The organism is Pseudomonas sp. PD9R (assembly GCF_019200975.1).
Classification (GTDB): domain Bacteria; phylum Pseudomonadota; class Gammaproteobacteria; order Pseudomonadales; family Pseudomonadaceae; genus Aquipseudomonas.
Genome location: NZ_JAHTMR010000008.1, coordinates 54,192 through 77,758 on the forward strand (window position 1 = coordinate 54,192; position 23,567 = coordinate 77,758).

Sequence of the window (23,567 nt, forward strand, 5' to 3'; positions counted from 1 at the left end):
TGTCAGAACTTGTCCGGGAATTGCTTGACCAGCGCTGCGGTCAACGCGTCGGCCAGTGCCAGGATGTGCGTGCGCATCATCTGCCAGGTCCGCGCTTCACCGGCGTAATCGTGCGCGGCAAACTCATCGATCTGCGCGATGTGATGACCGCCATGGGCGGACAGCATATTCACCAGCGTGGCTTCCGGCAGGTTGGGGTTGGCGCTGGCCAGGAACGCCGCAATCGCCTTGGCATTGCTGGTCAATTCAGTGACGGCGACCTGTTTACCCTTCGAGTCTTTGGCGACCGTGGCGTCGCTGTAGTGTTTCACCGCGCCCCAATGACCGGCAAGCAGCTTGAGCAGTTGATCAGCAGCGGGCTGGCCGTAGAGCGGGGCAATGCTGTTGGCGATTTTGGTGGCGTTATCGACCACCTGATCCGCCGCCACTTTGGCTTGTTTTTGGTCGGCAGCCTGATTGGCCAGCGCGTAGTTCCTGATCCAGAAAATATGCTCGACCCACAAGTCGCGCAATGCCAGGCGCGTGCTCAGTGCAGCGCTATCGGCAGCGGGCGCAGAGGCGCCGGGCGTCTGGCTCCAGACCGGTTGCGCACAGAAAGCCAGCAGGATCAGAGCCAGTGTTTTGATATTCATGACGGCACCCTCGTGTGGTGGGATTGTTCAACAATATCAATATAGGCATAAAAATATGTTTTTAATGATTTTGGTCTGAACTCTCTGATCAGCGGTCATGGATTGACAGAATGTCCTTTAAAGATCCCATGCTGTCTGCTACGGATCTTATGAGTGCGGCGCAATGCCGTTAATATCGCCTCGTACAAAACAGTCGGTAAAGGCTCTGGCGACGTCTTTGACAGACGTCTGACCAGAGCAAAGTTACGCCTGCTAAAGGCTGCCGAAAGTTCTGGATGAAACCATCTCGCTCTAAATAAAAATAAAAGAGAGTCCGTATGCGATATTGCGCCCTGGTCAATGCTAAGGCTGTTTCTAGGTGTTTAACGTTGCTGATCATGAGCGCTTCGTTAACTTCCGTTCCTGCTGTTGCGGAAGGCGTTTTCGAAGATGCACACATCAATGCCAACTTCAGAAACTATTACATCAACCGTAATTTCACTGAAAGCCAATACCCGCAGGCCAAGGCGGAAGAATGGACGCAAAGTGTAATCATGGACGCGCGCTCCGGATTCACGACAGGCACCGTCGGATTTGGCCTCGACGCCCTGGGCCTCTATTCGCAAAAGCTCGACGGCGGAAAAGGCACCACCAACACGCAATTGCTGCCGGTGCACGATGACGGGCGCCCGGCGGATGATTTCGGTCGTCTGGCGCTGGCGGCAAAAATACGCTTCGCCAAGACCCAGGCGCGTATCGGGGAGTGGGTGGTGACCTTGCCAGTGGTGCGCTCCGACGATGGCCGTTCGCTGCCGCAAACCTTTCGCGGTGCGCAAATCACTTCAAAGGACCTTGATAACTTCACGTTTTATGGCGGGCAGTTTCGCGGTAACAGCCCGCGTAACGATGCGAGCATGGACCGGATGTCGATGTTTAACCGACCAGGTGTGACATCTGATCGCTTCAATTTTTCCGGTGTGGAATACGCGTTTAATAACAATCAGAGTCAGGTGGGCGCCTGGTATGCGCAACTGGAAGACATCTACCATCAGCGTTATTTCAGCTTCACCCATAGTCAAAAAATGGGAGATTGGCTATTAGGCGCAAACCTCGGATTTTTCAGCGGTGAGGACGATGGGAAAAAACTAGCGGGAGAACTGGATAACAAAACGTATTCCGCATTGCTGTCCGCACGTTACCAGGCCAGCACGTTTTACGTCGGGCTACAAAAAGTCGACGGCGATAACTGGATGCGTTTGAACGGGACGAGCGGGGCGACACTGGCGAACGACAGCTTCAGCAACAGCTATGACTTTGCCGACGAGCGTTCCTGGCAACTGCGCCATGACTATGACTTTGTCGCCTTGGGCGTGCCAGGCCTGACATTGATGAACCGCTACATCAGCGGTTCAAATGTTCACTCTGGTGGCGTTACCGATGGCAAGGAATGGGGGCGCGAGTCCGAGCTGTCCTATGTTTTACAAAGTGGCGCGTTGAAGAATCTTTCGCTGCGCTGGCGCAACTCGGTGATCAAGCGCGATTTCAGCCTGGCTGACTTCAACGAGAATCGACTGATCATCAGTTATCCGCTGTCGATTTTATAAGACCGACACGCCGCGCCAGGGCTGAAGTAACGCTTCAGCCCTGGCGATAGTCTTTGGTGGTTTTCCCGGTCCAGCGCTTGAAGGCACGGCGAAAGTTGGTCGGTTCGGAAAAGCCCAGCAACAAGGCAATATCGTCCGTGCTCATGATCGTGGTTTTCAGGTATTCGATAGCCAGCGAGCAGCGCACGTCGTCGGTAATCGCCACGAACGAAGTGTCCTCATCCTGAAGTTTGCGGCGCAGGCTGCGGGTGGTCATGTGCAGCTTGTCCGCCACGACTTCCATGCTCGGAAACTCGCCGGGTGTTTGCATCATCATCTGATATACCTCGCCAGAAATCCCCGAAGATACCTTTGCCTGACCAATCAAGCGGTCACAGGTCTCCTGCAGCACCGTGGCAGTGAGTCGGTGGGCCAGATGCGGTTTTTGATCGAGGATCGCGCTGTCGTAATGCAGCTCGCACTGGTCATGATCGAAAACGCACGGGCAACCCAGATATTCCTGATAGATGGCGGCATGGGCCGGTGCCGGGTAGGAGAAACAAGCCTTGGTCGGCGGACAGCTTTGGCCGAAGACATCCTGGAGATGGGTGACGTGCTGGGTGAATTGTTGCTCGATCAGAAACTGTTTGATCTCCCGCGAAGGGCTTGGGTTGGACGCATCGGGAAAGGTCCAGACCGCCTCGTCCTCATATTCATGCCATTCGATGGTCAGTGTCGGCGTTGCCAGCGAGTGATATTTCACGCCCAGCCGGAAGTAGTCCCGCAGTGACAGGCAGGACATCAGCGCGTAGCCATACATCCCGTAAGCGGAGAGATGCAGGCGCGAGCCGGTCTTGAACGGTGTGGCCGGGTCTTTCGATAGGGACACGGCATTGCCGCAGACCGCTGCGTATTGGCGCACTGAAGTGAGTGCCGTTGCGTCATAGATGTGGTCCTCGTCGACACCGCTGCCTCTCAGACTGTCGACGGGCGCGATGCCTTGTTCGCTGAGGACTTCAACCAGTGCGGCAATTTTGTAAGGGGCGTAGATCCGATCATTAAGCAACGGCATTTTCGGTGGCATCGGTAGATTCCTGTCGCTGTCCCTTAGGGATTCATTGATGTCCGTTAATGATCTTACCGGCGCAGCGAAAATTCAATAAGCTTCGTCCTGCAAGCAGCGGCTGCGAATTGCACAATCGTCATCGCGCCTGCAAAGCCCATAACAATACAGGTCACTTCATGAGTCAGCCGAACCGCAAAGTCATCATTTCCTGCGCGATTACAGGCGCGACACACACACCGTCGATGTCCGAGTTCCTTCCGCTCACCCCGGTTGAAATCGAAAAGCAGTCGATCGAAGCGGCGCAAGCAGGCGCGGCGATCCTGCACCTGCATGCCCGTGATCCATTGGACGGGCGGCCGACACCGGACCCAAGGGTTTTCAGCCAGTTCGTGCCGGCGATTGCCCAGGCTACGGACGCGATCATCAACATCACCACCGGTGGCAGCACTCGGATGACCCTGGCGCAACGGCTTGCGTATCCGCTGATTGCCAAGCCTGAACTGTGTTCGCTGAACATGGGCTCGATGAACTTCTCAATCCATCCGATCGCCCGGAAAATTTCCACCTGGAATCATGATTGGGAAAAAGAGCACATCGAAGGCATGGAAGACGTGGTGTTCAAAAATACCTTCAAGGACATCAAGAACATCATGCTGGAGTTGGGTGAATACGGCACGCGTTTCGAGTTTGAATGCTACGACGTCGGCCATCTCTACAACCTGGCGTATTTCGTCGAACAAGGGCTGGTCAAGCCACCGCTGTTCATTCAGTCCTGCTTTGGCATTCTTGGCGGCCTGGGTGCTGATCCGGAAAACCTGGCAATCATGCGATCCACTGCTGACCGGCTATTTGGCCGCCAGAACTATGAGTTCTCGATCCTCGGCGCTGGCCGTCATCAACTGCCGTTCGTGACCATGGGCGCGATCATGGGCGGCAATGTGCGCGTCGGCCTGGAAGACAGCATCTACCTGGCCAAAGGCGTGAAGGCCAAGACCAACGCCGAGCAGGTGCGAAAAATCCGCCACATCCTTGAGGAGTTGTCTTACGAAATTGCCACGCCTGAAGAGGCCCGTCAGATGCTTGGTCTCAAAGGCAAGCACAACGTTCACCTGTAAGCCTTTTGCTTGAACCCGCCAAAAAAATAAAAAAGAGGTTTCACCATGACAATCATGCTCAGTACCGCTGAGATCCATTGGCTAGCCACCCGGCGGGCGATGGCTCGACTGATACCGTTGATGTGCGCCATTTACTTCATGTCGTATCTAGACCGCACCAACGTTGCGCTGGCCAAGGCAGCCTTGAGCGCCGACCTCGGTATCAGCGCCGCCGCCTATGGCCTCGGTGCCGGGATTTTCTTCCTCGGTTATGCGTTGCTGGAGGTGCCCAGCAATCTGTTGGCGCACCGCATCGGGCCGCGTCGCTGGATCGCCAGAATCGCCGTGACCTGGGGCGCCTTGTCTTCGGCCATGATGTTTGTCCAGGGCGAATGGTCTTTCTATCTGCTGCGGGTGCTGCTCGGTATTGCCGAGGCCGGCCTGTTTCCGGCGCTGATGTACATGGTCACGCTGTGGTTTGCACCCAAGGATCGCGCGATTGCCATTGGCTGGATTTACATCGCGCCAGCCCTGGCACTCGTCATCGGCAATCCGATTGGTGGCGCGCTGATGAAGATGGACGGCATCGGCGGCTTGCATGGCTGGCAGTGGATGTTCCTGCTCGAAGGTCTGCCAAGCATTATTGTCGGCGTGATTTTGTGGTTCAAACTGCCGGAGCGTCCCCGCGATGCACGCTGGTTGACCAAAGCGGAGGCTGAGTCTCTGGAGGCCCATGCGTTGCTGCCGGGCCATGAGAACTCCCATGAATACTCCGGCCATTGGGTCAAGGCACTGAAGCGTCCGACGACGATTCTGATCGGTCTGATCTACTTCCTGAACCAGGTGGCTTTCGTCGGGTTGGTATTCTTTACCCCATCGATTATCCAGCAGATGCAGATTACCTCGCCACTGACCGTAGGCTTGTTGTCCAGCAGCGTCGGGATCGGTTTCCTGGCCGGCGTTTTGATCCTGCCGAGGATTCACCGCAAAATCGCCCGTGATTGTTATTGCCTTGCTTTGTTCACTGGCGGCCTGATCGCGAGTTCCGTGGCGTTTACCCTGATTGAACATGCGTCGGCGCGCATAGCGTTGTTCACTGCCACAGCCTTTTTCGCTGGCGGCGTGCTGCCGATCTACTGGGCCATTGCCATGAAACGGCTGCAAGGCATTCAGGCCGCCGCAGGTTTGGCGTTCATCAATACCATTGGCCTGTTGGGTGGTTTCGCCGGGCCGTATCTGTTCGGCCTGGCCGAAAAGGCCTCGGGTTTAAGTTCGTCCGGTTTCTATGTAATCGTGTCCGCCGCGGTGTTGGGTCTACTGTTGGTGCCACTGCTGGCTAAGGCGATTGATGCTGAAGTGAGTCCCATTGCAACGCCGGTCACAGAGTAAAAGGAGAGGGTTATGAAGATCGTTGATTTGCTGACACCGCCAGCGCGGTTGAAAGTCATCATCACCGGCGGTGCGGCAGGAATCGGCGCGGTCATTGCCAAGGCTTTTTATGAAGTCGATGCGCAAGTCTACATTTGTGACATCAACGCCAGCGCCGTTGAACGCATGAAAGGCGAGTACCCCGGCATGCATGGCGGTGTCGTGGATGTTGGCATCAAGCAGCATGTCGACAGGATCATGGATGAGGCGATTGCCCTGCTCGGCGGTGTCGACGTCCTGGTCAACAACGCAGGCATAGCGGGGCCGACCGGCAATATCGAAGCGCTGGATTCGGACGCCTGGGAACAGACGGTTTCGACCAACCTCAACAGCCAATATTACTTCCTGAGCAAAGCGGTTCCGTACTTGAAGCAGTCGAAGCAGAACCCGCACATCATTGCCATGTCGTCGGTGGCGGGGCGATTGGGGTATCCATTCCGAACGCCTTATGCCTCCACCAAGTGGGCGATTGTCGGGTTGATGAAGTCGCTGGCCAACGAACTCGGGCCGCACAACATCCGCGTCAATGCGATCTTGCCTGGCGTTGTGGCGGGCGAGCGCATGGACCGGGTGATTGATGCACGGGCGAAGACGCTGGACATCAGCTTCGAAGCCATGCGCGAGCAGTACCTGGAGAAAATCTCCTTACGCCGGATGGTAACGATGGAGGATGTGGCGGCGATGGCGTTGTTCCTGTCGTCTCAAGCGGCGGTGAACGTCACTGGCCAGGCCATCAGTGTTGACGGGAACGTCGAGTACCTCTGATTGACTGGTGTGTTCCGGTGTCGCGAAAGACACCGGGGCACACTTCAATCCATGACTACTAGCGGCTCAGCGAGCTGCTCCTCACCACAACTTCCAGGTGTAATCGACATTCACCCGTAGCTCGTTGTCATCCCGATCATCTCCATCATCGCGATGTACGGCTTCGCTGCCATGGCCAGCAAATGGAAATACCAGCAGGCCTGGGTCGCGGTAACGCTGGTGATTGCCGCGTTCGGCATGTTCATGTCCACAACCGGTGGTCCAATCTTCGCCTTCGTCGCCATCTGTTTTGCCGCCATCGGTTTCAAGGCTGCCTCGGCGTTGTTCTGGCCAATTCCGCAAGGCTATCTGGATGCGCGGATCGCGGCGGCAGTGATCGCCCTGATCAACTCGATCGGCAACCTCGGCGGGTTCGTTGCGCCGACCACGTTCGGTTTCCTGGAGCAAACCACCGGGTCCATTGAAGGTGGTCTGTACGGTTTGGCGGCCACTTCATTGCTGGCAGCCATCGTGATCTTCTTCGCTCGCACCTCACCTCGCGGCAATGCCCTGAGCACGTCGGCCGAGACCTTGCCCGCAAAAAAGCCGTTAAGTCATCACGCCCTGAAATCTGATCCAACGGGAGCAGCCTCTTGAAAATCATCCGAGTCACCGTCACCCCCATCGCCTTCCGTGATCCGCCATTGCTCAACGCCAGCGGCATCCACGAACCCTTCGCGCTGCGCTCGATCATCGAGATCGAAAGCGACAATGGCTACATCGGCCTCGGTGAAAGTTATGGCGATGCCCCGGCGCTGGCAATCCAGCAGCAACTGCAAAGCCAGCTGATCGGCCTTGACCCGTTCAACCTCAATCAGTTGCGCGCCATCGTCCAGGCGACGGTAGCGGCGAACAAACCGGCAAGCATTGCCGGGGCGGAACTGGCGCCCGGTTCTCATGCGAGTAAAGCGGTGAGCAATGCCTATTCGGCGTTCGAAGTGGCGTTCCTCGATTTGCAGGCGCATTCGTTGAACGTGCCGTTGGTGGACTTGCTGGGCGGGGCGATCCGCGACGAGATTCCGTTCAGCGCGTATCTGTTCTTCAAATACGCACAGCATGTTGATTCACCCTACAAACCGGACAATTGGGGCGAGGCGCTGAACGAGGAACAAATCGTCGCCCAGGCGCGACGGATGATCGAGGCATACGGTTTCAAGAGCATCAAGCTCAAGGCCGGCACGTTGCCGCCGGAGCATGAAGTGTCGTGCATCAAGGCACTTAAAAAAGCCTTCCCCGACTACCCGTTGCGCATCGACCCCAATGGCAATTGGTCGCTGGAAACGTCGATCCGCATGGCCGAACTGCTGGGCGACGACCTGCAGTATTACGAAGACCCAACGCCGGGCCTGGACGGCATGGCCGAGCTGCACAAACGCACCGGGCTGCCGCTGGCGACCAACATGGTGGTCACCGATTTCGACGAATTCCGCCGCAGTGTGGCGCAGAACAGTGTGCAGATCGTCCTCGCCGATCACCACTATTGGGGCGGCCTGCGCGATACCCAGGCGCTGGCGAAGATGTGCGAGACCTTTGGCCTTGGCGTGTCGATGCACTCCAACTCACACCTGGGCATCAGCCTGATGGCCATGGCTCACGTTGCCGCCTCGGTGCCGAACCTCGACTACGCCTGTGACACCCATTACCCGTGGCAGGAACCGGATGAGGAAGTGATCAAGGGCGGCAAGCTACCGATCGTCGATCGCTGCGTGAAAATCACCCGTGCACCGGGCCTGAGCCTGGAACTGGATCACGATCAATTGGGCAAGTTGCATGATCAGTACCTGACCTGCGGCATTCGCCAGCGCGATGACGTCAAGCAGATGCGGCGTTACAAGCCGGACTGGAAGGCCGTTAAACCGCGTTTTTGATTGCGTGTAGACCTTTGGTCCGAGCGTGTTTGGTCGCGCCTCGGACCATTTTTTTGCCAGTCTTTGGAGATCAAAAGATTGCAGCCTTCGGCAGCTCCTACAGGGAATGCGTACACCGGCTGCGATCTTTTGATCTTTACAAACCGTCCCTCAATGCCTTGAGGTAATCAGGGCTGTCACTGATCGAATTGTGCCCCGTCCCTGCAATCACCTGCAGCGTCGCCACGCCCTTGGCAAAGTGGCTAAAGAGCAGCTGCGTGCTTGAACGCGGTATCACTTCGTCGTGCTCGGCGGCGATCAGCCGTGTCGGCACTGAGATGTGCGCCGCGTAGCGCCAGGATTCGAATTTGTCCTTCAACAGCCACTTCACCGGAAACCAGCGGAACTGACGGGCGGCGAGTCCTTCAAGGCTGTTGTAGGGGGTGATCAACACCAATCGCGCTGCCGGGCGTTGGCTGGCCAGGCGTATGGCAACTCCGGAACCCAGGCTGCGCCCGACCACCGCGACGTGTGGATGGGTGGCGTAGACCTTGTCGAACAAGGCCAGGGCGTCGTGGGCTATCGCCTCCTCGGAGGGCGAACCGCTGCTGCCACCGTAGCCTCGGTAATGCAGCAAATACAGCGCGTAGTCGGGGAACGCCTGGGCGAACTCCGGCAGGTTGCGCGAAACGTCCTCGGCATTGCCGCCAAAATAAATCAGTGCATTGGGACCGTCGTGTGGTCTGACGCAAACCTGCACCTGTGCGTCGTCGACGGCCAGGGTGAGCAATGACGCGGCGGTCCCGACAGCGCGAGGCTGCGGGTAGTAGATCAGCGCGCGTTGAAATACGAACAGCGCAACGCAAAGCATCAGGTACAACGCGGCAAGGATAACGACGAGTAGCATCAGGTTGCGTGACATTCGGCTAACGTTAGTGGACGACATTGACGGCTCGGGGTGTGAACACGGCTAGCGCTGGATCGCTGTCAGAGTGTAGTCAATCGACGGCGGGGCCGGCCGACTGATGAGGGCAAGGTCATGAGCCATCCCGATGGTTTCACTCGCAGGGAAATACTTACGCTGGCTGCCGGTGCTTCGGCGGCCTTCACGTTCGGTCCGGCCGGGGCGCAATCCACGCCGTCGACGGGAACAGGAGGCAAGACCATGCAGACCCGCGCCATTCCTTCCAGCGCCGAAGCACTGCCCATTGTCGGGTTGGGCACCTATCGCGGTTTTGATGTTGCCCCTGGCGATCCAGCCTACAAAGCCCTGCCCGATGTACTGGATGCGCTGTTCGAGAAGGGCGGAACCCTGATCGACAGCTCGCCGATGTACGGTCGTGCCGAACAGACCACCGGCGAATTGCTGTCGATCCATGAACCGCGTTCGCCAGCGTTTCTGGCAACCAAGGTGTGGACGCGTGGCCGCGAAGAGGGCATTGCGCAAATGGAGCAGTCCTTCGCGCTATTGCAGACCGACTGCATAGATTTGATGCAGATTCACAACCTGCTGGATTGGCAAATCCATCTGCCGACGTTGCGCCACTGGAAGGAGGCGGGGCGCATTCGCTATATCGGCATCACCCATTACACCGCCTCGGCCTATGAGGAAGTGGAGGCGGTGCTCAAGTCCGAACCGCTGGATTTCTTGCAGATCAACTACGCGCTGGACGATCGTGGCGTGGAAAAACGCATCCTGCCGCTGTGCCGTGAACGGGGCGTGGCGGTGATCTGCAATCGGCCGTTCGGCGGCGGTGGCCTGCTCGGTCGCCTCAAGGACAAACCGTTGCCCGGATGGGCGGCGCAAGTCGGGGTCAAGAGCTGGCCACAACTGGCGCTGAAGTTCCTGTTGTCGCATTCGGCGGTGACTTGCGTGATCCCCGGCACTGGCAACCCGCGCTACATGGCGGAAAACGCCGGCGCCGGTTTCGGCCCGATGCTTACTGATGCGCAGCGTCATCAGTTGATTGCTCTAGTGGAGTAGGGACCGGCGTGTCGTGGAACCTCTCCTATACTGTTTCGCGTTAGCCGACTCCCCATGCCGTTGAAACCGCATCCGGTCCCATAACGGCGCCCCGACCATCCCTGCAAGGAGATCGAACATGTCCATCCGTATTGGCGACGTAGCACCGGATTTCACCGCGCAAACCACCGAAGGCACGCTCAACTTTCATGAGTGGGTGGGTGACAAGTGGGCCATCCTGTTTTCCCATCCGAAGGATTTCACCCCCGTTTGCACCACTGAGCTGGGTTACCTGGCCAAGCTCAAACCGGAGTTCGACAAGCGCAACACCAAGATCCTCGGGCTGAGCATCGACCCGGTCAGTGACCACAACAAATGGGTCGGTGATATCGAAGAAACCCAAGGCAACGCCGTCAACTATCCGCTGATCGGCGACGAAAACCTGGTGGTGGCCAAGCTCTACGACATGATTCACCCCAATGCCAGCGGCGGCTCGCGTACCGCCGTGGACAACGCCACCGTGCGTTCGGTGTTCATTGTCGGTCCGGACAAAAAGGTCAAGGCGATGCTGATCTACCCGATGAGTGCCGGACGCAATTTCGACGAGGTGCTGCGTTTGCTCGATTCGCTGCAACTCAATGCCAAGCACACGGTGGCAACGCCTGTGAACTGGCGTCCGGGTGAAGATGTGATCATCCCGACGTCGGTGTCCGATGAAGATGCGAAGAAGAAATACCCGGAGGGTTTCAAAACGCTGAAGCCGTATCTGCGGACCGTGGCACAGCCTAAATAATCATCAACGATCAACCCTGTAGGAGCTGCCGAAGGCTCGGGCCGCGTTCGGACGATCTTTTGATCTTTAAAAACAGATCAAAAGATCGCAGCCTGCGGCAGCTCCTACAGGGGCGGTATCGTTCACAAAATTGATTTACGACACCAGCGCCATGTGGGAGCGAGCTTGCTCGCGATGAGGCCAACCCTGTTGGCCAAAAAAATGCCCATCAAACCAGATACTTTTTAAACCACCCCAACGTCCGCTCCCACGCCAGCTTCGCTGCCGCCTCGTCATAACGCGGCGTGGAATCATTGTGAAAACCATGGTTACAGCCGGGGTAGATAAACGCCTCATACGTCTTGCCCCCAGCCTTCAACGCCTGCTCATACGCCGGCCATCCCTCATTGATCCGTGTATCCAGCTCACCATAGTGCAGCATCACCGGGGCCTTGATTCGCGCGACATCCTTGGCGTCCGGCTGACGCCCGTAAAACGACACCGCAGCCCCCAGTTCCGGATAAGCCACAGCTGCCGCATTAACCACGCCACCGCCGTAACAGAAACCGGTGATGCCGACTTTGCCGCTGCCGGCGTCGTGTTTCATCAGCCATTCGACGGCGGCGAAAAAGTCATTCATGAGCTTTTCCGGATCGACCGTCGCCTGCAACTCCCGGCCCTTGTCGTCGTTGCCGGGATAACCGCCGACCGACGTCAGGCCATCCGGGGCGAGGGCGATGAAACCGGCCTTGGCCAGCCGCCGGGCGACGTCCTCGATGTAAGGGTTGAGACCACGGTTTTCGTGCACGACCACCACCGCCGGAACTTTGCCGCTGGCCTTGGCCGGGCGCACCAGATAGCCACGAACCTGGCCGTGACCCTTGGGTGAAGGGTAGGTGATGTACTCGGCGAGGATATCCGGGTCAGTGAACTCGACTTGTTCGGCCAGGGCGTAATCGGGGCTCAAGGAGGCCAGCAACGCACTGGCGGTCAAGCCGCCGAGGGTGAACAGCGCGGCACGGTCGAGAAATTCGCGCCGGTTGATCAGGCCATGGGCGTAGTAGTCGTAGAGTTCCAGCAGTTGCGGGGAAAAGTCTTTGGCGGTGAGGCGGGGCATTGGTATGCATCCTCTTAATCGAAAAAAATATTCCCCTGTAGGAGCTGCCGCAGGCTGCGATCTTTTGATCTGATTTTTTGATCTTCAGCAATTCCAACGGCACCAAAAAACAAGATCAAAAGATCGCAGCCTGCGGCAGCTCCTACAGTGGATTTGTGATCATTTGAGAGTCTGCGCCCCGGCTTTAGCCACCTGCGCATCCTGCTCGGCCTTGACCCCGGACACCCCGACCGCGCCGATCACCTGGCCGTCGACGATGATCGGCACGCCACCTTCAAGGGAGGTCAGCAACGGTGCCGACAAAAAGGCATGCCTCCCGCCGTTGACCATGTCTTCATAACCTTTGGATTCACGCCGACCCAGTGCCGAGGTGCGGGCCTTTTCGGTGGCGATGTAGGCGCTGATGGGCGATGCGCCGTCGAGACGTTCGAGGGCCAGCGGGTGCCCACCGTCATCGACAACAACGATGGTCACCGCCCACTGGTTGCTTTGGGCTTCGGTGCGGGCGGCAGCGAGAATCTGGCCGACTTCGCTCTGGCTTAACACGGCTTTGCTGTTCATGGGCATCTTCCAGGATTGAGTTAACGTAGCGCGTCTTCGAGCACTTCGATCCAGTGCCGGACCGGCGTTCGACCCGCACCGTCGAGGTGTGCCTGACAGCCAATATTGGCCGTGACAATCACTTCGGGGTAGCCGCTTTCCAGCGCATTCATCTTGTTATCACGCAGTTGCCTGGACAATACCGGTTGGGTCAGCGAGTAAGTGCCCGCCGAGCCGCAGCACAAATGGCTGTCAGGCACGGACGTCAGGTTGAAACCCAGGCGAATCAGCAGCGATTCCACCGCACCGCCGAGTTTTTGCGCGTGCTGCAAGGTACACGGGCAATGGAACGCCAGGCGCTGGGCGCTGTGTATGCCCAGTTGCGCCAACGGCTCGTCGCGCAACACTTCAACCAGGTCCTTGGCCAGTGCGCTCACCGTTTTGGCCTTGTCGGCATAGGCCGGATCGCTGCTGAGCAAATGGCCGTAATCCTTGATGAACGCACCACAGCCGCTGGCGGTCTGCACGATGGCCTCTGCGCCTTTTTCGATGCTCGGCCACCAGGCGTCAATGTTGTGCCGGGCACGATCGAGGCCGGCAGCCTGTGCATCCAGATGATAGTCGACTGCACCGCAGCAGCCAGCTTCGCGGCTCGGCGTGACGCTGATCCCCAGTCGATCCAGTACCCGTGCGGCGGCCACGTTGGTATTGGGCGACAGGCCCGGTTGCACGCAACCTTCGAGCATCAGCACTTGCCGCGCATGGTGGGTGGCGGGGCGAAGTTTGGTCGCAGGTACACTGCGCGGTAATTTGCTTTGCAGCGCATCGGGCAGCAACGCCCGGAATACCTGGCCGCTGCTGACCAACCCTTTGAACAGATCCGGATGCGGCACCAATGTGCGCAAACTTTCACGCAGCAGTCGCTGGCCCATTGGGCGTGGCACCGCCGCATCGACCACTGCGCGGCCGATGTCCAGCAAGTTGTGGTAGTCGACACCGGACGGGCAGGTGGTTTCGCAGTTGCGGCACGACAGGCAGCGATCCAGATGTTGCTGGGTTTTTTGCGTGACCTCGTTGCCTTCCAGCACCTGTTTGATCAGGTAGATACGCCCCCGTGGGCCATCCAGTTCATCGCCGAGCAATTGATAGGTCGGGCAAGTGGCATTGCAAAAACCGCAGTGCACACAGGTGCGCAGGATGCTATCGGCTTCTTCAGCACGGGGCAGTCGGCGGGCGCTTTCGCTCAAAGTGGTCTGCATGGGTCAGAACTCCGCGTACAGGCGACCGGGGTTGAAAACGCCCCGTGGATCAAGTTGCTGCTTCAGGTTCTGGTGCAAGCGCATCAGTGCGGTGGGCAGCGGCTGGAATGGGCTGTCGGTCAGCCCGTGGCTGTAGCAGGTCACGTGCCCGCCGACTTCATCGACGACCTGGCGAATGAATGCCGCTTCGGCGTCGGACTTGAGCCAGCGCTGGGCGCCGCCCCAATCGATCAGTTGCTGGCCCGGCAGCGACAGTTTCGGCGTGTTATTGGGCAGCGACAGGCGCGAAAGCGGTTGGTCTTCATCGAAAAAGCTCAAGCGATGTTCATTGAGGTCGAGCCAGTAGGATGCATCCAATAATTCGCCGCCCAAGCGATCATGGGCCGCCGCCACTGAGCCTTCACCTCCCTCAAGCCGCAAGTGCAGGCGCAAACCGTCATGGCACGCGGCGCTGATCGGCAACGGTTGCTGGCCCCATTCAGCCAGGCGCAGCAAGGCGCGTTCACTGTTCATTTCCAGGCTGATACTCAAACATTTCCGGGGTTTGGGCAGGACCTTGAGCGACACTTCGGTGATCAGCCCAAGGGTGCCGTAGCTGCCGGCCATCAGTCGCGACAGGTCGTAACCGGCAACGTTCTTCATGACTTCACCGCCGAAGCGAAGATGTTTGCCGTGGCCGGTGATTACCCGGGTGCCCAGCACAAAGTCCCGGACAGAGCCTGACCATGGACGACGCGGCCCTGAAAGTCCGCAGGCAATCATGCCGCCTACGGTAGCGTCGTCACCAAACGAGGGCGGTTCGCAGGGCAACATCTGCTGCGCGGCGTCCAGCACGTGCGACAGCTCGGCCAGCGGCGTGCCGCAGCGAGCTGTGATCACCAGTTCGGTCGGGTCGTAGCTGACGATGCCCCGGTGTGAGCGAGTGTCGAGTATTTCCCCCGCGACGATGCGCCCAAGAAAGGCCTTGCTGTTGGAACCCTGAATGCGCAGAGGCGTGGCGTTTTCCAGCGCCTGGTTGATCTGCTCCAGCAGCAGGCTGCTGTCATCGATATCGCCTGTTCCGTGCATCAGAAACGCTCCAGGTCAGGGAAGGGCAGTTGCCCCGCGTGCACGTGCATGGCGCCAAACTCGGCGCAGCGGTGCAGGGTCGGAATGTTCTTGCCGGGGTTGAGCAAACCGCTGGGGTCGAACGCCGCTTTGACGGCATGAAACAGCGTCAGCTCATCGCTGTTGAATTGCGCGCACATCTGGTTGATTTTCTCGCGCCCGACCCCGTGTTCCCCGGTGATGCTGCCGCCGACTTTCACGCACAACTCCAGAATCTTGCCGCCCAGGGTTTCGGCGCGTTGCAGTTCACCCGGTTGATTGGCATCGAACAGAATCAGTGGGTGCATGTTGCCGTCACCGGCATGGAATACGTTGGCCACCCGCAATCCGTATTCCGCCGACAACTGGGCGATAGCGTGCAAAACACCGGGCAACTCGCGGCGCGGAATCGTGCCGTCCATGCAGTAATAATCCGGCGACAGGCGGCCCACCGCCGGGAAGGCATTCTTGCGCCCGGCCCAGAAGCGCACGCGTTCGGCTTCATCTTTGGCCTGGCGTACTTCGGTGGCTCCAGCGCTCTCCAGCACCTGGCGCACGCGATTGCAGTCGTCGTGCACGTCGGCTTCAACTCCGTCGAGTTCGCACAGCAGAATGGCTTGGGCCTCGACCGGGTAGCCGGCGTGGATAAAGTCTTCGGCAGCGCGGATGGCCAGGTTGTCCATCATCTCCAGGCCACCGGGAATGATCCCCGCCGCGATGATGTCGCCAACCGCTCTGCCAGCCTTTTCCACGGAATCGAACGCCGCCAGCAGCACCTTGGCGGATTGTGGTTTGGGCAGCAGCTTGACCGTGACTTCGGTAATCACCCCGAGCATGCCTTCGGAGCCGGTGAACAAGGCCAGCAGGTCGAAGCCGGGGGAGTCGAGGGCGTTCGAGCCCAGGCTCAGGCATTCGCCCTCGACGGTGAGGATGTCGACCTTCAGCACGTTGTGCACGGTCAGGCCGTACTTCAGGCAATGCACGCCGCCAGCGTTTTCGGCGACGTTGCCGCCGATGGAGCAGGCGATTTGCGAAGAAGGGTCTGGTGCGTAATAGAGACCGTACTGGGCCGCGGCCTGGGAAATCGCCAGATTGCGCACCCCCGGCTGGACCCGTGCGGTCCGGGCGGCGGGGTCGATGTGCAGGATCTGATTGAAGCGCGCCATCACCAGCAGCACGCCTTTTTCCAAGGGCAAGGCACCACCGGACAAACCGGTCCCGGCACCACGGGCGACCACGGGTACTTGCCGCTCATGGCACAGCCGCAGCACGCCCTGAACCTGGGCGATGTCACGCGGTAATACCACCAACATGGGCGTGGTGCGGTACGCCGAGAGCCCATCGCATTCGTACGGTTTGAGCTCTTCCTGTTGGTGCAGCACCTCCAGGTCCGGCCACTGCACGTGCAGAGCCTGCAACAAACCGGCCTTGTCCACGTCAGGCAGAGCGCCGTCGACGCGTTCGTCGTAGAGAATGTTCATAGTCGCTTTACGATACTCCCTTCACGAAAGCCCGGGCCATTTAGGCAACTGTAGGAGCGAGCTTGCTCGCGAGGGACGTGAGGGCTACGCGTTCATCCTGCGAATACGCGTAATCGTTACCGTCCATCGCGAGCAAGGCCCGGGGATGCTGGGCTACGGGGATCAATGCCCGCCCACCACCATATGACTGAACGGCGCGACGTAGGCCTGCAACGTCACCAATCCGCCGACCAGAATCGCCAGGATGATCGAGTGGAAGAACACGTAACGCAGGATTTCCCCTTCATGGCCATACCAGCGGGTGGCGGTAGAGGCGACCACGATTGACTGGGCATCAACCATCTTGCCCATGACGCCGCCGGAACTGTTGGCGGCGGCCATCAACACCGGGCTCAGCCCAAGCTGTTCGGAAGTGACCCGCTGCAAGCCGCCGAACAGCACGTTGGACGCCGTGTCCGAGCCGGTCAGCGCGACGCCGAGCCAGCCGAGCAGGGTGCCGAACATCGGATAGAAAATCCCCGTCGCGGCGAAGGCCAGGCCCATCGTCGCGTCCAGCCCGGAATAGCGCGTGAGGAAACCAAGGGCGAGCATGGCGGTGATGGTGATCAGCGAATAGCGCACCACCCACAGCGTGCGCAGGTACTGGCTGATCAATTGCGGGATGGAGTAGCCCATCAGCAATCCGCCGAGAACCGCCGCCAGGAAGATGCCGCTGCCGGTGGCGGTGAACCAGGTGAATTTGTAGATCGCGTCCTCGGTTTTTGGCGCAGGGACGACGGGTGGCACCTTCTCGATCTGTTGGTGAATCGTGCTGAAGGTCAGGATCGGCGCAAACACCGGATTCGCTTCACTCACGGGTTTGCCCTGGGGGTCAAGCTTGGCCGAGTGGGTAGCAGGGTCCATGGCCGGGCGAACATCAAACATGTTTTTGAAACCCTGGGTGCCCCAGGCGAAAACGAAAATGGTGAGGATGATCCACGGCATCCAGGCGCGCATCACGGCAGGCTTGGCATCGCTGGCGAAGGCTGCGGTTGGTTCGGGTTTGGCGTCGTGCTCGGCATCGATTTTCGAGTTGTCGACCCGTCCGGACAGCGCGGCTGAGGTGTGCACAGTGGCGGGTTTCCAGACTTTCAGGAACAGCGTCAGGCAAGCCATGGAAATCAGTGCGGCGATCACGTCCACCAGCATGGGGCCGTGATAGTTGGAAACGATGAATTGCGGCACCGCGAAACTGACCCCTGCCACCAGGATCGCCGGCCAGATTTCCAGCATTTTGCGCCACCCCGCAAACGCCCAGATCAGCCAGAACGGCACAATCACCGAGAAGAACGGCAGCTGCCGCCCGACCATCATCGACAGTTCCATCTCATCCAGCCCGGTGACCTTGGCCAAGGTGATGATCGGCGTACCCAAGGCGCCGAACGCCACGGGCGCGGTGTTGGCGATCAGTGCCAGGCCAGAGGCGGCCAGCGGCGAGAAACCCAACCCGATCAGAATTGCCCCGGTCACCGCCACCGGCGTACCGAAACCCGCGGCCCCTTCGAAAAACGCGCCAAAGCAGAAGGCGATCAGCAGCAATTGCAGGCGGCGGTCGTCGGTAATCCGTGCCAGGGAATCCTGCAGCACTTTGAACGAGCCATTCTCAGTGGTCAGCCGGTGCAAAAAGATGATGTTCAACACGATCCAGCCAATCGGCAGCAGACCGTTGGCTGCGCCATATAACGCGGCCGACCCCGCCATGTTGGCGGGCATGCCGAAAGCGAAGATTGCAATCAGTAACGCGGAGGCGAGGGCGAGCAGCGCCGCCAGGTGTGCCTTGACGTGGAAGAACGCCAGGGAGGCCAGCATCACCACTACCGGCACAGCGGCCATTACGGTTGAAAGCACTGGGTTGTTGAACGGATCGTAGATTTGCTGCCAGACCATGTTCCACCTCTGCTTTTTATTGTTGGAAATGCAGACCCCTGGGGGGAGGTGGCTTGTAGTATAGGTGGCATTACGCCGCTGTCAGGGCGAGCCTCTGGTCCTGTGAATAAGCGCTGATCAGCTGGGCTGAGCTAGCATGGCGGGTAGGGTTGAAATCCAGCAATGGGAGGAATGCCACAATGACTGAGCGCCATCTGGTCCATAAGGAAACGCTTTCGAACGGATGCAATATCGAGGTGAAAGCCGAGATACTGAGGGACGGTTCGCTGGGGATGTTCATCGGTGTCTACCGGCCGGACGGCACGGTAATTGACGAAGACCACGATCCCAAGCCCCACATGCTGGACATGGAGGCGGCGATGGATTGGGGCATCGATATTGCCAAAGGCATCGGCAATAGTCAGAGAACGTTGTAGCGATTGGCGCAAACCCTGTAGGAGCTGCCGAAGGCTGCGATCTTTTGATCTTCGGCAATCGCATGGGCGCTAAAAGATCAAAAGATCGCAGCCTTCGGCAGCTCCTACAGGGGGTTGTCAGATTACGGGGCTGTTTACGGACGCACCGGAACGCCCAGCAGACGTGGCCCGTGGTTTTGAAAACTTCCACGCATCACCCGCCGGCGCCGTGCCTTTGTCATATGGCTTGCCCAGCAGCATATAAACAACGCCCGCGCCCATCACCACCAGCGTGGTCAGGATCATCGCGTAGTTGATGTACCACGGCGCATCCGGCGTACGCGGCCAGACCATGTTGACGATGGCGCACACGCCATAAATCAGCGCGGCCAGGTTCACCCACAGGCCCCAGGCGCCGAGGGTGAATTGACCGTTCGGACGCCAGCCTTTGGCGCGGGCGATCAACGCCGCTACCACGATCAACTGGAAGGCCACGTAGATACCAATCGCCGCGAAGCCGACGATGGTCGCCACGGCATCGGCCATGAATAACCCCAGGCAGACAATCGCCGCCGGCACCAGGCCGCTGACCAGCAACGCAAATGACGGCACGTGATTGGCCGACAGGCGTTTGAACAGCGAGCTGCCGACGATCATTTCGTCCCGCGCATAGGCGAACAACAGACGACTGGCGGCAGCCTGCAAGCTCAGCACGCAGGAGATGAACGACACCATCACCACCGCCATGACCAGGCGCGAACCGACCGGGCCGAAGGCGTTGGCCAGGATGGTGGCGACCGGATCGGTGTCTTCACCGGCCAGCACTTTGGCCATGTCCGGCACCGAGAGAATCAGCGCCAGGCAGGCGAACATTGCCGCCGCACCGCCGATGTAAATGGTCATGCGCATGGCTTTTGGAATGCGCTTGCCCGGGTTCGGCGTTTCTTCGGCCACATCGCCGCACGCCTCGAAGCCGTAGTATTGGAACAGACCCGCCAGCGACGCCGCGAGGAATGCCGGCAAGTACGAGCCATTCACTTCAAGGTTGAAGGTGTTGAACAGCACACTGAACGGCTGGTGACGCTCGAAGATCAGCAAGTAGCCGCCGACCAGAATCGCGCCGACCAACTCGCACAGGAAGCCGAACATCGCTACCCGCGCCAACAACTTGGTACCCACCAGATTCAACGCGGTGGAGAGCAGAATGATCGACAGGGCGATCAGGATGTTGGACTCGGGACCGGGTTTGAAACCAAGCAAAATGGCCAGATACGGCCCTGCACCTACGGCGACCCCGGCAATGGTGGCGCACAACGCCCAGGCATACACCCAGCCGACCATCCACGCCCAGCGTTTGCCCACCAGGCGACGGGCCCATGGGTAAACACCGCCGGAAATCGGAAACTGTGAAACCACCTCACCGAAGATCAGGCACACCAGCATTTGCCCGGCGCCGATCAGCAGGTAAGACCAAAACATCGGCGGGCCGCCAGCGGCCAGGCACAAACCGAACAAGGTATAGACGCCGACGACCGGCGACAGGTAGGTAAAGCCCAGGGAAAAGTTCTCCCACAGGCTCATGCTGCGATTGAAATCCGAGCTGTAGCCGAGGGCGCGGAGCTGTTCCGCATCCTGATCGGCACTGGCGCTTGCACGCGTATTGGATGAGCCACTCATGTTGTTTCCTCATTATCAATGGCAGTGGATTGCAGTGCTGGCGGGTTGTCTTAAGAACGCCGCTCAATTTTTTCTGTAGGCGCTGGCCTGCCAGCGAAGGTCGTCAACGAAAACGAGTGCGTTCTGGATAAACGCGGCGTTTTCAAGTCCTTCGCTGGTAAGCCAGCTCCTACAGGGGGATCGCGTCAGGATTTGGTTTTGCTATCACCACCATCGTCGTACTGCGAAAGCCACTCGACCGCCGCATCGCGGTAGCGGCTGAAGCCCTTGTAATCGACCAATTGCTGGTTCAAATCCCGCAGTACCCGATGCATGCGCCGCGCCCATGCCGGGTTGGTGGCGATATCTTCGAGGCTGAGCAGGTAAGTGCGGATCGGGAAGACAATGGCGTTGCTGCGCGGCAGGCGGTGCAACGGCTGCAACTCGATGCGCAGGTAGACCATTTGGCCGGCGTTTTCAGCGGTGACCATGGTCCGGTCCGGTGCCCATTCCGGCAGACTTTCAGCCGAGACTTCGAGGCGCGGGTTGACCGTCAGCGACCAGTTCAGGCGACGCACCGGGTGCCCGGTGCGCAGGCGCAGCAGGAACTTCAAGGCACGGTCGAGCATGCCGATTTCCTTCACCAGCGGCACCGGGCCGTGGAACTCTTCCCAGCTCATGCCGAGGTTGAAACGCAGCGAATAATCGGCGCGTTGGGTGGCAATCCCGGCGCCCCAATACAGCGTGCCATCACGCTCTTCCTGCAACACCCAGTCGCCCTGGGCCTGGCGAGTCACGTATTCCATCGGCTCATAGGGCAGGGTGGTCGGGTCACCGAAGATGAAGCGATCGTCGATGTTCAGCAGCGTGTTGGTCCAGTGCCATTCCCGGCCTTCACGCTCCAGGCTGAAATACTGCGGGTAGTCCCGGGCGTAGGACTCCATGATCAGTTCCAGCAGGTCCCATTGCGCTTCCATCATGTGCGGTGCCGAGACGTAGTGCATGCCTGGATCTTTCTCCAGGGTGATCGCGCGGTCGCGGCATTCGCTGATGTAGTGCTCGTCGATATCGAACGCGGCGCGGAACGCACCATCGCCCACCGACACATGCGGTTCGAGGTTCATCGAGTACATGTAGTCGTCATCGGGGAACGGGAAGGGCGCGCGGGCGATGGTTTCCGGGCTGTTGGCGAAGGTGTAGTCGTCGCGATAGGTTTCGTCGGGATTGAATTTGATATTCATTGTTATGTCTCCGTCGATCAGAGGTCGATGACCAGGCGATTGCACTTGGCGCGGGATACGCAGGGCATGATTTTCTTGCGACTGATTTTGTCTTCGTCGGACAGCCAGTCATCGCTGTGCAGCAGTTCGCCGTCGAGTTCCAGTACTTCGGTTTCGCAGTGGCCACAGGCACCGCCACGGCACAGGTAAGGCATGCTGAAACCGGCGGCTTCCACCGCTTCGAGCATGGTCTGGTCGGGGGAGACGTCGATGGTCGTGCCGCTGCGGCCAAGGGTGAAACTGAAGGCTTCGCCGCCGCTGCTTTGCTCAAGGAAACGTTCGAAGTGCACATGGCTGTCGGTCCAGCCAAGCTTGCGGGCGCAGTCCAGCGTGGCGTCAATCATGCTGTCCGGGCCGCACGCATAGACATGGCTACCCAGCGGCCTGTTTTTGAGGATCAGCCCGATGTCCATGCGCACTTCGATGCCCTTGCGGTACAGGTGAACCTGTTCGCCGTAGGTCGCCTGCAACTCTTTGCCGATTTGCGCATGCTCTTCGCCGCGAACCGCGTAGTGCAGTTCAAAAGGCACCTTGCTCAGGCGCAATTCCTCCAGTTGCGAAATCACTGGCGTGATGCCGACACCGCCAGCGATGAACAGGTGCAGGCGCGCCTGTTTGATCAGCGGGAACAGATTGACCGGTGGGGTGACCTCGATCACATCGCCTTCGCTGACAGTGTCGTGCATCGACACCGAGCCGCCACGACCGGTTTCGACCCGGCGTACGGCAATCTGATAACTGCTGGTGTCGTAGGGTGAACTCAGCAGCGAGTAAGGGTTGCGCAAGGTGTTGCGGTCGTTGTCGATCAGCACCACCAGATGGCTGCCACCGGAGAAGGCCGGCAGGTGTGCGCCGGTCGGGGAGACCAGGGTGAAACGCTTGATTTCCGGGGTCACCGATTCGATTCGGGCCACACGCAGATTCAAAGTCCCGTTGTTCTGGCTCATGTGTCGAGCTCCTCGGCTGGGGGCAGTTCACCCGGCACTTCGGCATCGGCCTTGACCGCCTGAAACGCCGCCAATCGCCGGGAGTAGTGGTCGCGCACCACCAGCGTCACACCGCAGCCGGGGCAGTCGTAGACGCGTTGGGTGACGTTTTCGGTGTAGGTATCGCAGTGCACGCACCAGACGCGGCGCACGAGGGTGCCGGAGTGTTCGCGCAGCACTTCATCGCGATTGAGGTCGAAACGGGTGGCCACCTGCATGGCGCTGCCCAGGAAGCTTTCGGAACCGGCCATGTACAAGCGTGTGCCCATGCGCGCATCGAACAGCAGGTCGTTAAGGTCATCGATTAACGCCTGGTTGCTGGCGTAGACCTGCAATTGATGACCTGGGTGCTGTTGCAACTCGGCAAGGAAGTCCTGGCCGGAAAAGGATTCCTGGGAGTACAGCAAGGTGATGGGCCGATCCAGTCCGGCCATTTCGCCCAACAGACGCAACATGGCGCGACCGCCACTGCCTTGCCCGACGATGATGTGCCGCAAGCCTCCCGGCAGCGGTTGCAACTGGTCATAGACCGGTCGGCTTTTGATCCCGGTGATCAACATTCTTATTTTTCCTCCTGGCTATCGGCGCGGCTGATGAAAGCCGGCTCTGATGCAAAGCCCAACGATGGTGGGTTGCCAATAGCAGGAGCACAGGGCGTGCCATAAACTCAAGA

21 protein-coding genes and 1 pseudogene are annotated in these 23,567 nt (G+C 59.2%); 9 read left to right on the top strand and 13 right to left on the bottom strand.

Annotated elements, in window-relative coordinates; translation table 11 throughout:
* Positions 1–2 precede the first annotated feature (2 nt).
* Positions 3–632 (bottom strand): hypothetical protein, encoded by a 630-nt coding sequence (locus KUF73_RS16885; RefSeq protein WP_218439194.1) that lies wholly within the window; start codon positions 630–632, stop codon positions 3–5.
* Between the two features lie 377 nt (positions 633–1,009).
* On the opposite strand from KUF73_RS16885, the gene KUF73_RS16890 reads away from it, so the two are divergent.
* Positions 1,010–2,215 carry an OprD family porin gene (locus tag KUF73_RS16890; RefSeq protein ID WP_218439195.1) on the top strand — a complete coding sequence of 402 codons (1,206 nt, stop codon included), beginning with the start codon at positions 1,010–1,012 and terminating at the stop codon, positions 2,213–2,215.
* A 34-nt stretch (positions 2,216–2,249) separates the two neighbouring features.
* On the opposite strand, the gene KUF73_RS16895 is transcribed toward KUF73_RS16890, so the two are convergent.
* Complete coding sequence (locus KUF73_RS16895) at positions 2,250–3,278, bottom strand: AraC family transcriptional regulator (RefSeq protein WP_218439196.1); 1,029 nt, start codon at positions 3,276–3,278, stop codon at positions 2,250–2,252.
* Between the two features lie 158 nt (positions 3,279–3,436).
* On the opposite strand from KUF73_RS16895, the gene KUF73_RS16900 reads away from it, so the two are divergent.
* The 5 genes and pseudogenes from KUF73_RS16900 to KUF73_RS16920 all read left to right on the top strand — a co-directional run bounded on the left by KUF73_RS16900 (position 3,437) and on the right by KUF73_RS16920 (position 8,454).
* Entirely contained in the window at positions 3,437–4,375 is a 939-nt protein-coding gene (locus KUF73_RS16900) for a 3-keto-5-aminohexanoate cleavage protein (RefSeq protein WP_218439197.1), read from the top strand.
* A gap of 45 nt (positions 4,376–4,420) precedes the next feature.
* Positions 4,421–5,743, top strand: coding sequence for an MFS transporter (locus KUF73_RS16905; protein ID WP_218439198.1), 1,323 nt, complete (start codon positions 4,421–4,423; stop codon positions 5,741–5,743).
* Between the two features lie 12 nt (positions 5,744–5,755).
* Positions 5,756–6,547: an SDR family oxidoreductase gene (locus tag KUF73_RS16910; RefSeq protein WP_218439199.1), complete on the top strand. Its 792-nt coding sequence runs from the start codon at positions 5,756–5,758 to the stop codon at positions 6,545–6,547.
* A gap of 135 nt (positions 6,548–6,682) precedes the next feature.
* A pseudogene (locus tag KUF73_RS16915) lies at positions 6,683–7,183 on the top strand (MFS transporter); the annotation flags it as partial.
* Positions 7,180–8,454, top strand: coding sequence for a glucarate dehydratase family protein (locus tag KUF73_RS16920; protein WP_218439200.1), 1,275 nt, complete (start codon positions 7,180–7,182; stop codon positions 8,452–8,454). The pseudogene KUF73_RS16915 and the gene KUF73_RS16920, both read left to right, overlap by 4 nt.
* Positions 8,455–8,590: 136 nt before the next feature.
* Here KUF73_RS16920 and KUF73_RS16925 read toward each other — a convergent pair whose 3' ends face one another.
* The gene (locus KUF73_RS16925) at positions 8,591–9,379 is read right to left on the bottom strand and encodes an alpha/beta hydrolase (protein WP_218439201.1); all 789 of its coding nucleotides are present in this window, start codon (positions 9,377–9,379) and stop codon (positions 8,591–8,593) included.
* Positions 9,380–9,472: 93 nt separating this feature from the next.
* Between KUF73_RS16925 and KUF73_RS16930 the strand changes: the two genes are divergently transcribed.
* Together KUF73_RS16930 and KUF73_RS16935 are read left to right on the top strand one after the other, a co-directional pair.
* Positions 9,473–10,417 carry an aldo/keto reductase gene (locus KUF73_RS16930; protein ID WP_218439202.1) on the top strand — a complete coding sequence of 315 codons (945 nt, stop codon included), beginning with the start codon at positions 9,473–9,475 and terminating at the stop codon, positions 10,415–10,417.
* 118 nt (positions 10,418–10,535) lie between these two features.
* Positions 10,536–11,189, top strand: a complete 654-nt coding sequence (locus KUF73_RS16935) for a peroxiredoxin (protein WP_218439203.1) — start codon at positions 10,536–10,538, stop codon at positions 11,187–11,189.
* 208 nt (positions 11,190–11,397) lie between these two features.
* Here the strand turns inward: KUF73_RS16935 and yghX are convergent, their stop codons facing one another.
* The 6 genes from yghX to KUF73_RS16965 form a co-directional block, all read right to left on the bottom strand.
* On the bottom strand, positions 11,398–12,285 hold the full coding sequence (yghX, locus tag KUF73_RS16940) for a YghX family hydrolase (protein ID WP_218439204.1): 888 nt from the start codon (positions 12,283–12,285) through the stop codon (positions 11,398–11,400).
* A gap of 159 nt (positions 12,286–12,444) precedes the next feature.
* Positions 12,445–12,846: a heme-binding protein gene (locus tag KUF73_RS16945; protein ID WP_218439205.1), complete on the bottom strand. Its 402-nt coding sequence runs from the start codon at positions 12,844–12,846 to the stop codon at positions 12,445–12,447.
* A gap of 20 nt (positions 12,847–12,866) precedes the next feature.
* Entirely contained in the window at positions 12,867–14,084 is a 1,218-nt protein-coding gene (gene glcF, locus KUF73_RS16950; protein ID WP_218439206.1) for a glycolate oxidase subunit GlcF, read from the bottom strand.
* 3 nt (positions 14,085–14,087) lie between these two features.
* Complete coding sequence (gene glcE, locus KUF73_RS16955) at positions 14,088–15,152, bottom strand: glycolate oxidase subunit GlcE (protein WP_218439207.1); 1,065 nt, start codon at positions 15,150–15,152, stop codon at positions 14,088–14,090.
* Positions 15,152–16,651: a glycolate oxidase subunit GlcD gene (gene glcD / locus KUF73_RS16960; RefSeq protein ID WP_218439208.1), complete on the bottom strand. Its 1,500-nt coding sequence runs from the start codon at positions 16,649–16,651 to the stop codon at positions 15,152–15,154. Before glcD ends, glcE begins: the two co-directional genes overlap by 1 nt.
* A gap of 162 nt (positions 16,652–16,813) precedes the next feature.
* Complete coding sequence (locus KUF73_RS16965) at positions 16,814–18,577, bottom strand: L-lactate permease (RefSeq protein ID WP_218439209.1); 1,764 nt, start codon at positions 18,575–18,577, stop codon at positions 16,814–16,816.
* A 179-nt stretch (positions 18,578–18,756) separates the two neighbouring features.
* On the opposite strand from KUF73_RS16965, the gene KUF73_RS16970 reads away from it, so the two are divergent.
* Positions 18,757–18,993 carry a hypothetical protein gene (locus tag KUF73_RS16970; RefSeq protein WP_218439210.1) on the top strand — a complete coding sequence of 79 codons (237 nt, stop codon included), beginning with the start codon at positions 18,757–18,759 and terminating at the stop codon, positions 18,991–18,993.
* A gap of 117 nt (positions 18,994–19,110) precedes the next feature.
* Here KUF73_RS16970 and KUF73_RS16975 read toward each other — a convergent pair whose 3' ends face one another.
* The 4 genes from KUF73_RS16975 to KUF73_RS16990 form a co-directional block, all read right to left on the bottom strand.
* Positions 19,111–20,649, bottom strand: coding sequence for an APC family permease (locus KUF73_RS16975; protein ID WP_218439211.1), 1,539 nt, complete (start codon positions 20,647–20,649; stop codon positions 19,111–19,113).
* A gap of 185 nt (positions 20,650–20,834) precedes the next feature.
* Positions 20,835–21,869 carry a DUF3445 domain-containing protein gene (locus tag KUF73_RS16980; protein ID WP_218439212.1) on the bottom strand — a complete coding sequence of 345 codons (1,035 nt, stop codon included), beginning with the start codon at positions 21,867–21,869 and terminating at the stop codon, positions 20,835–20,837.
* Positions 21,870–21,886: 17 nt separating this feature from the next.
* A complete protein-coding gene (locus KUF73_RS16985; protein ID WP_218439213.1) occupies positions 21,887–22,855 on the bottom strand; it encodes a PDR/VanB family oxidoreductase in 969 nt (322 codons plus the stop codon).
* Entirely contained in the window at positions 22,852–23,454 is a 603-nt protein-coding gene (locus tag KUF73_RS16990) for a dimethylamine monooxygenase subunit DmmA family protein (RefSeq protein WP_218439214.1), read from the bottom strand. Before KUF73_RS16990 ends, KUF73_RS16985 begins: the two co-directional genes overlap by 4 nt.
* Between the last annotated feature and the right edge of the window lie 113 nt (positions 23,455–23,567).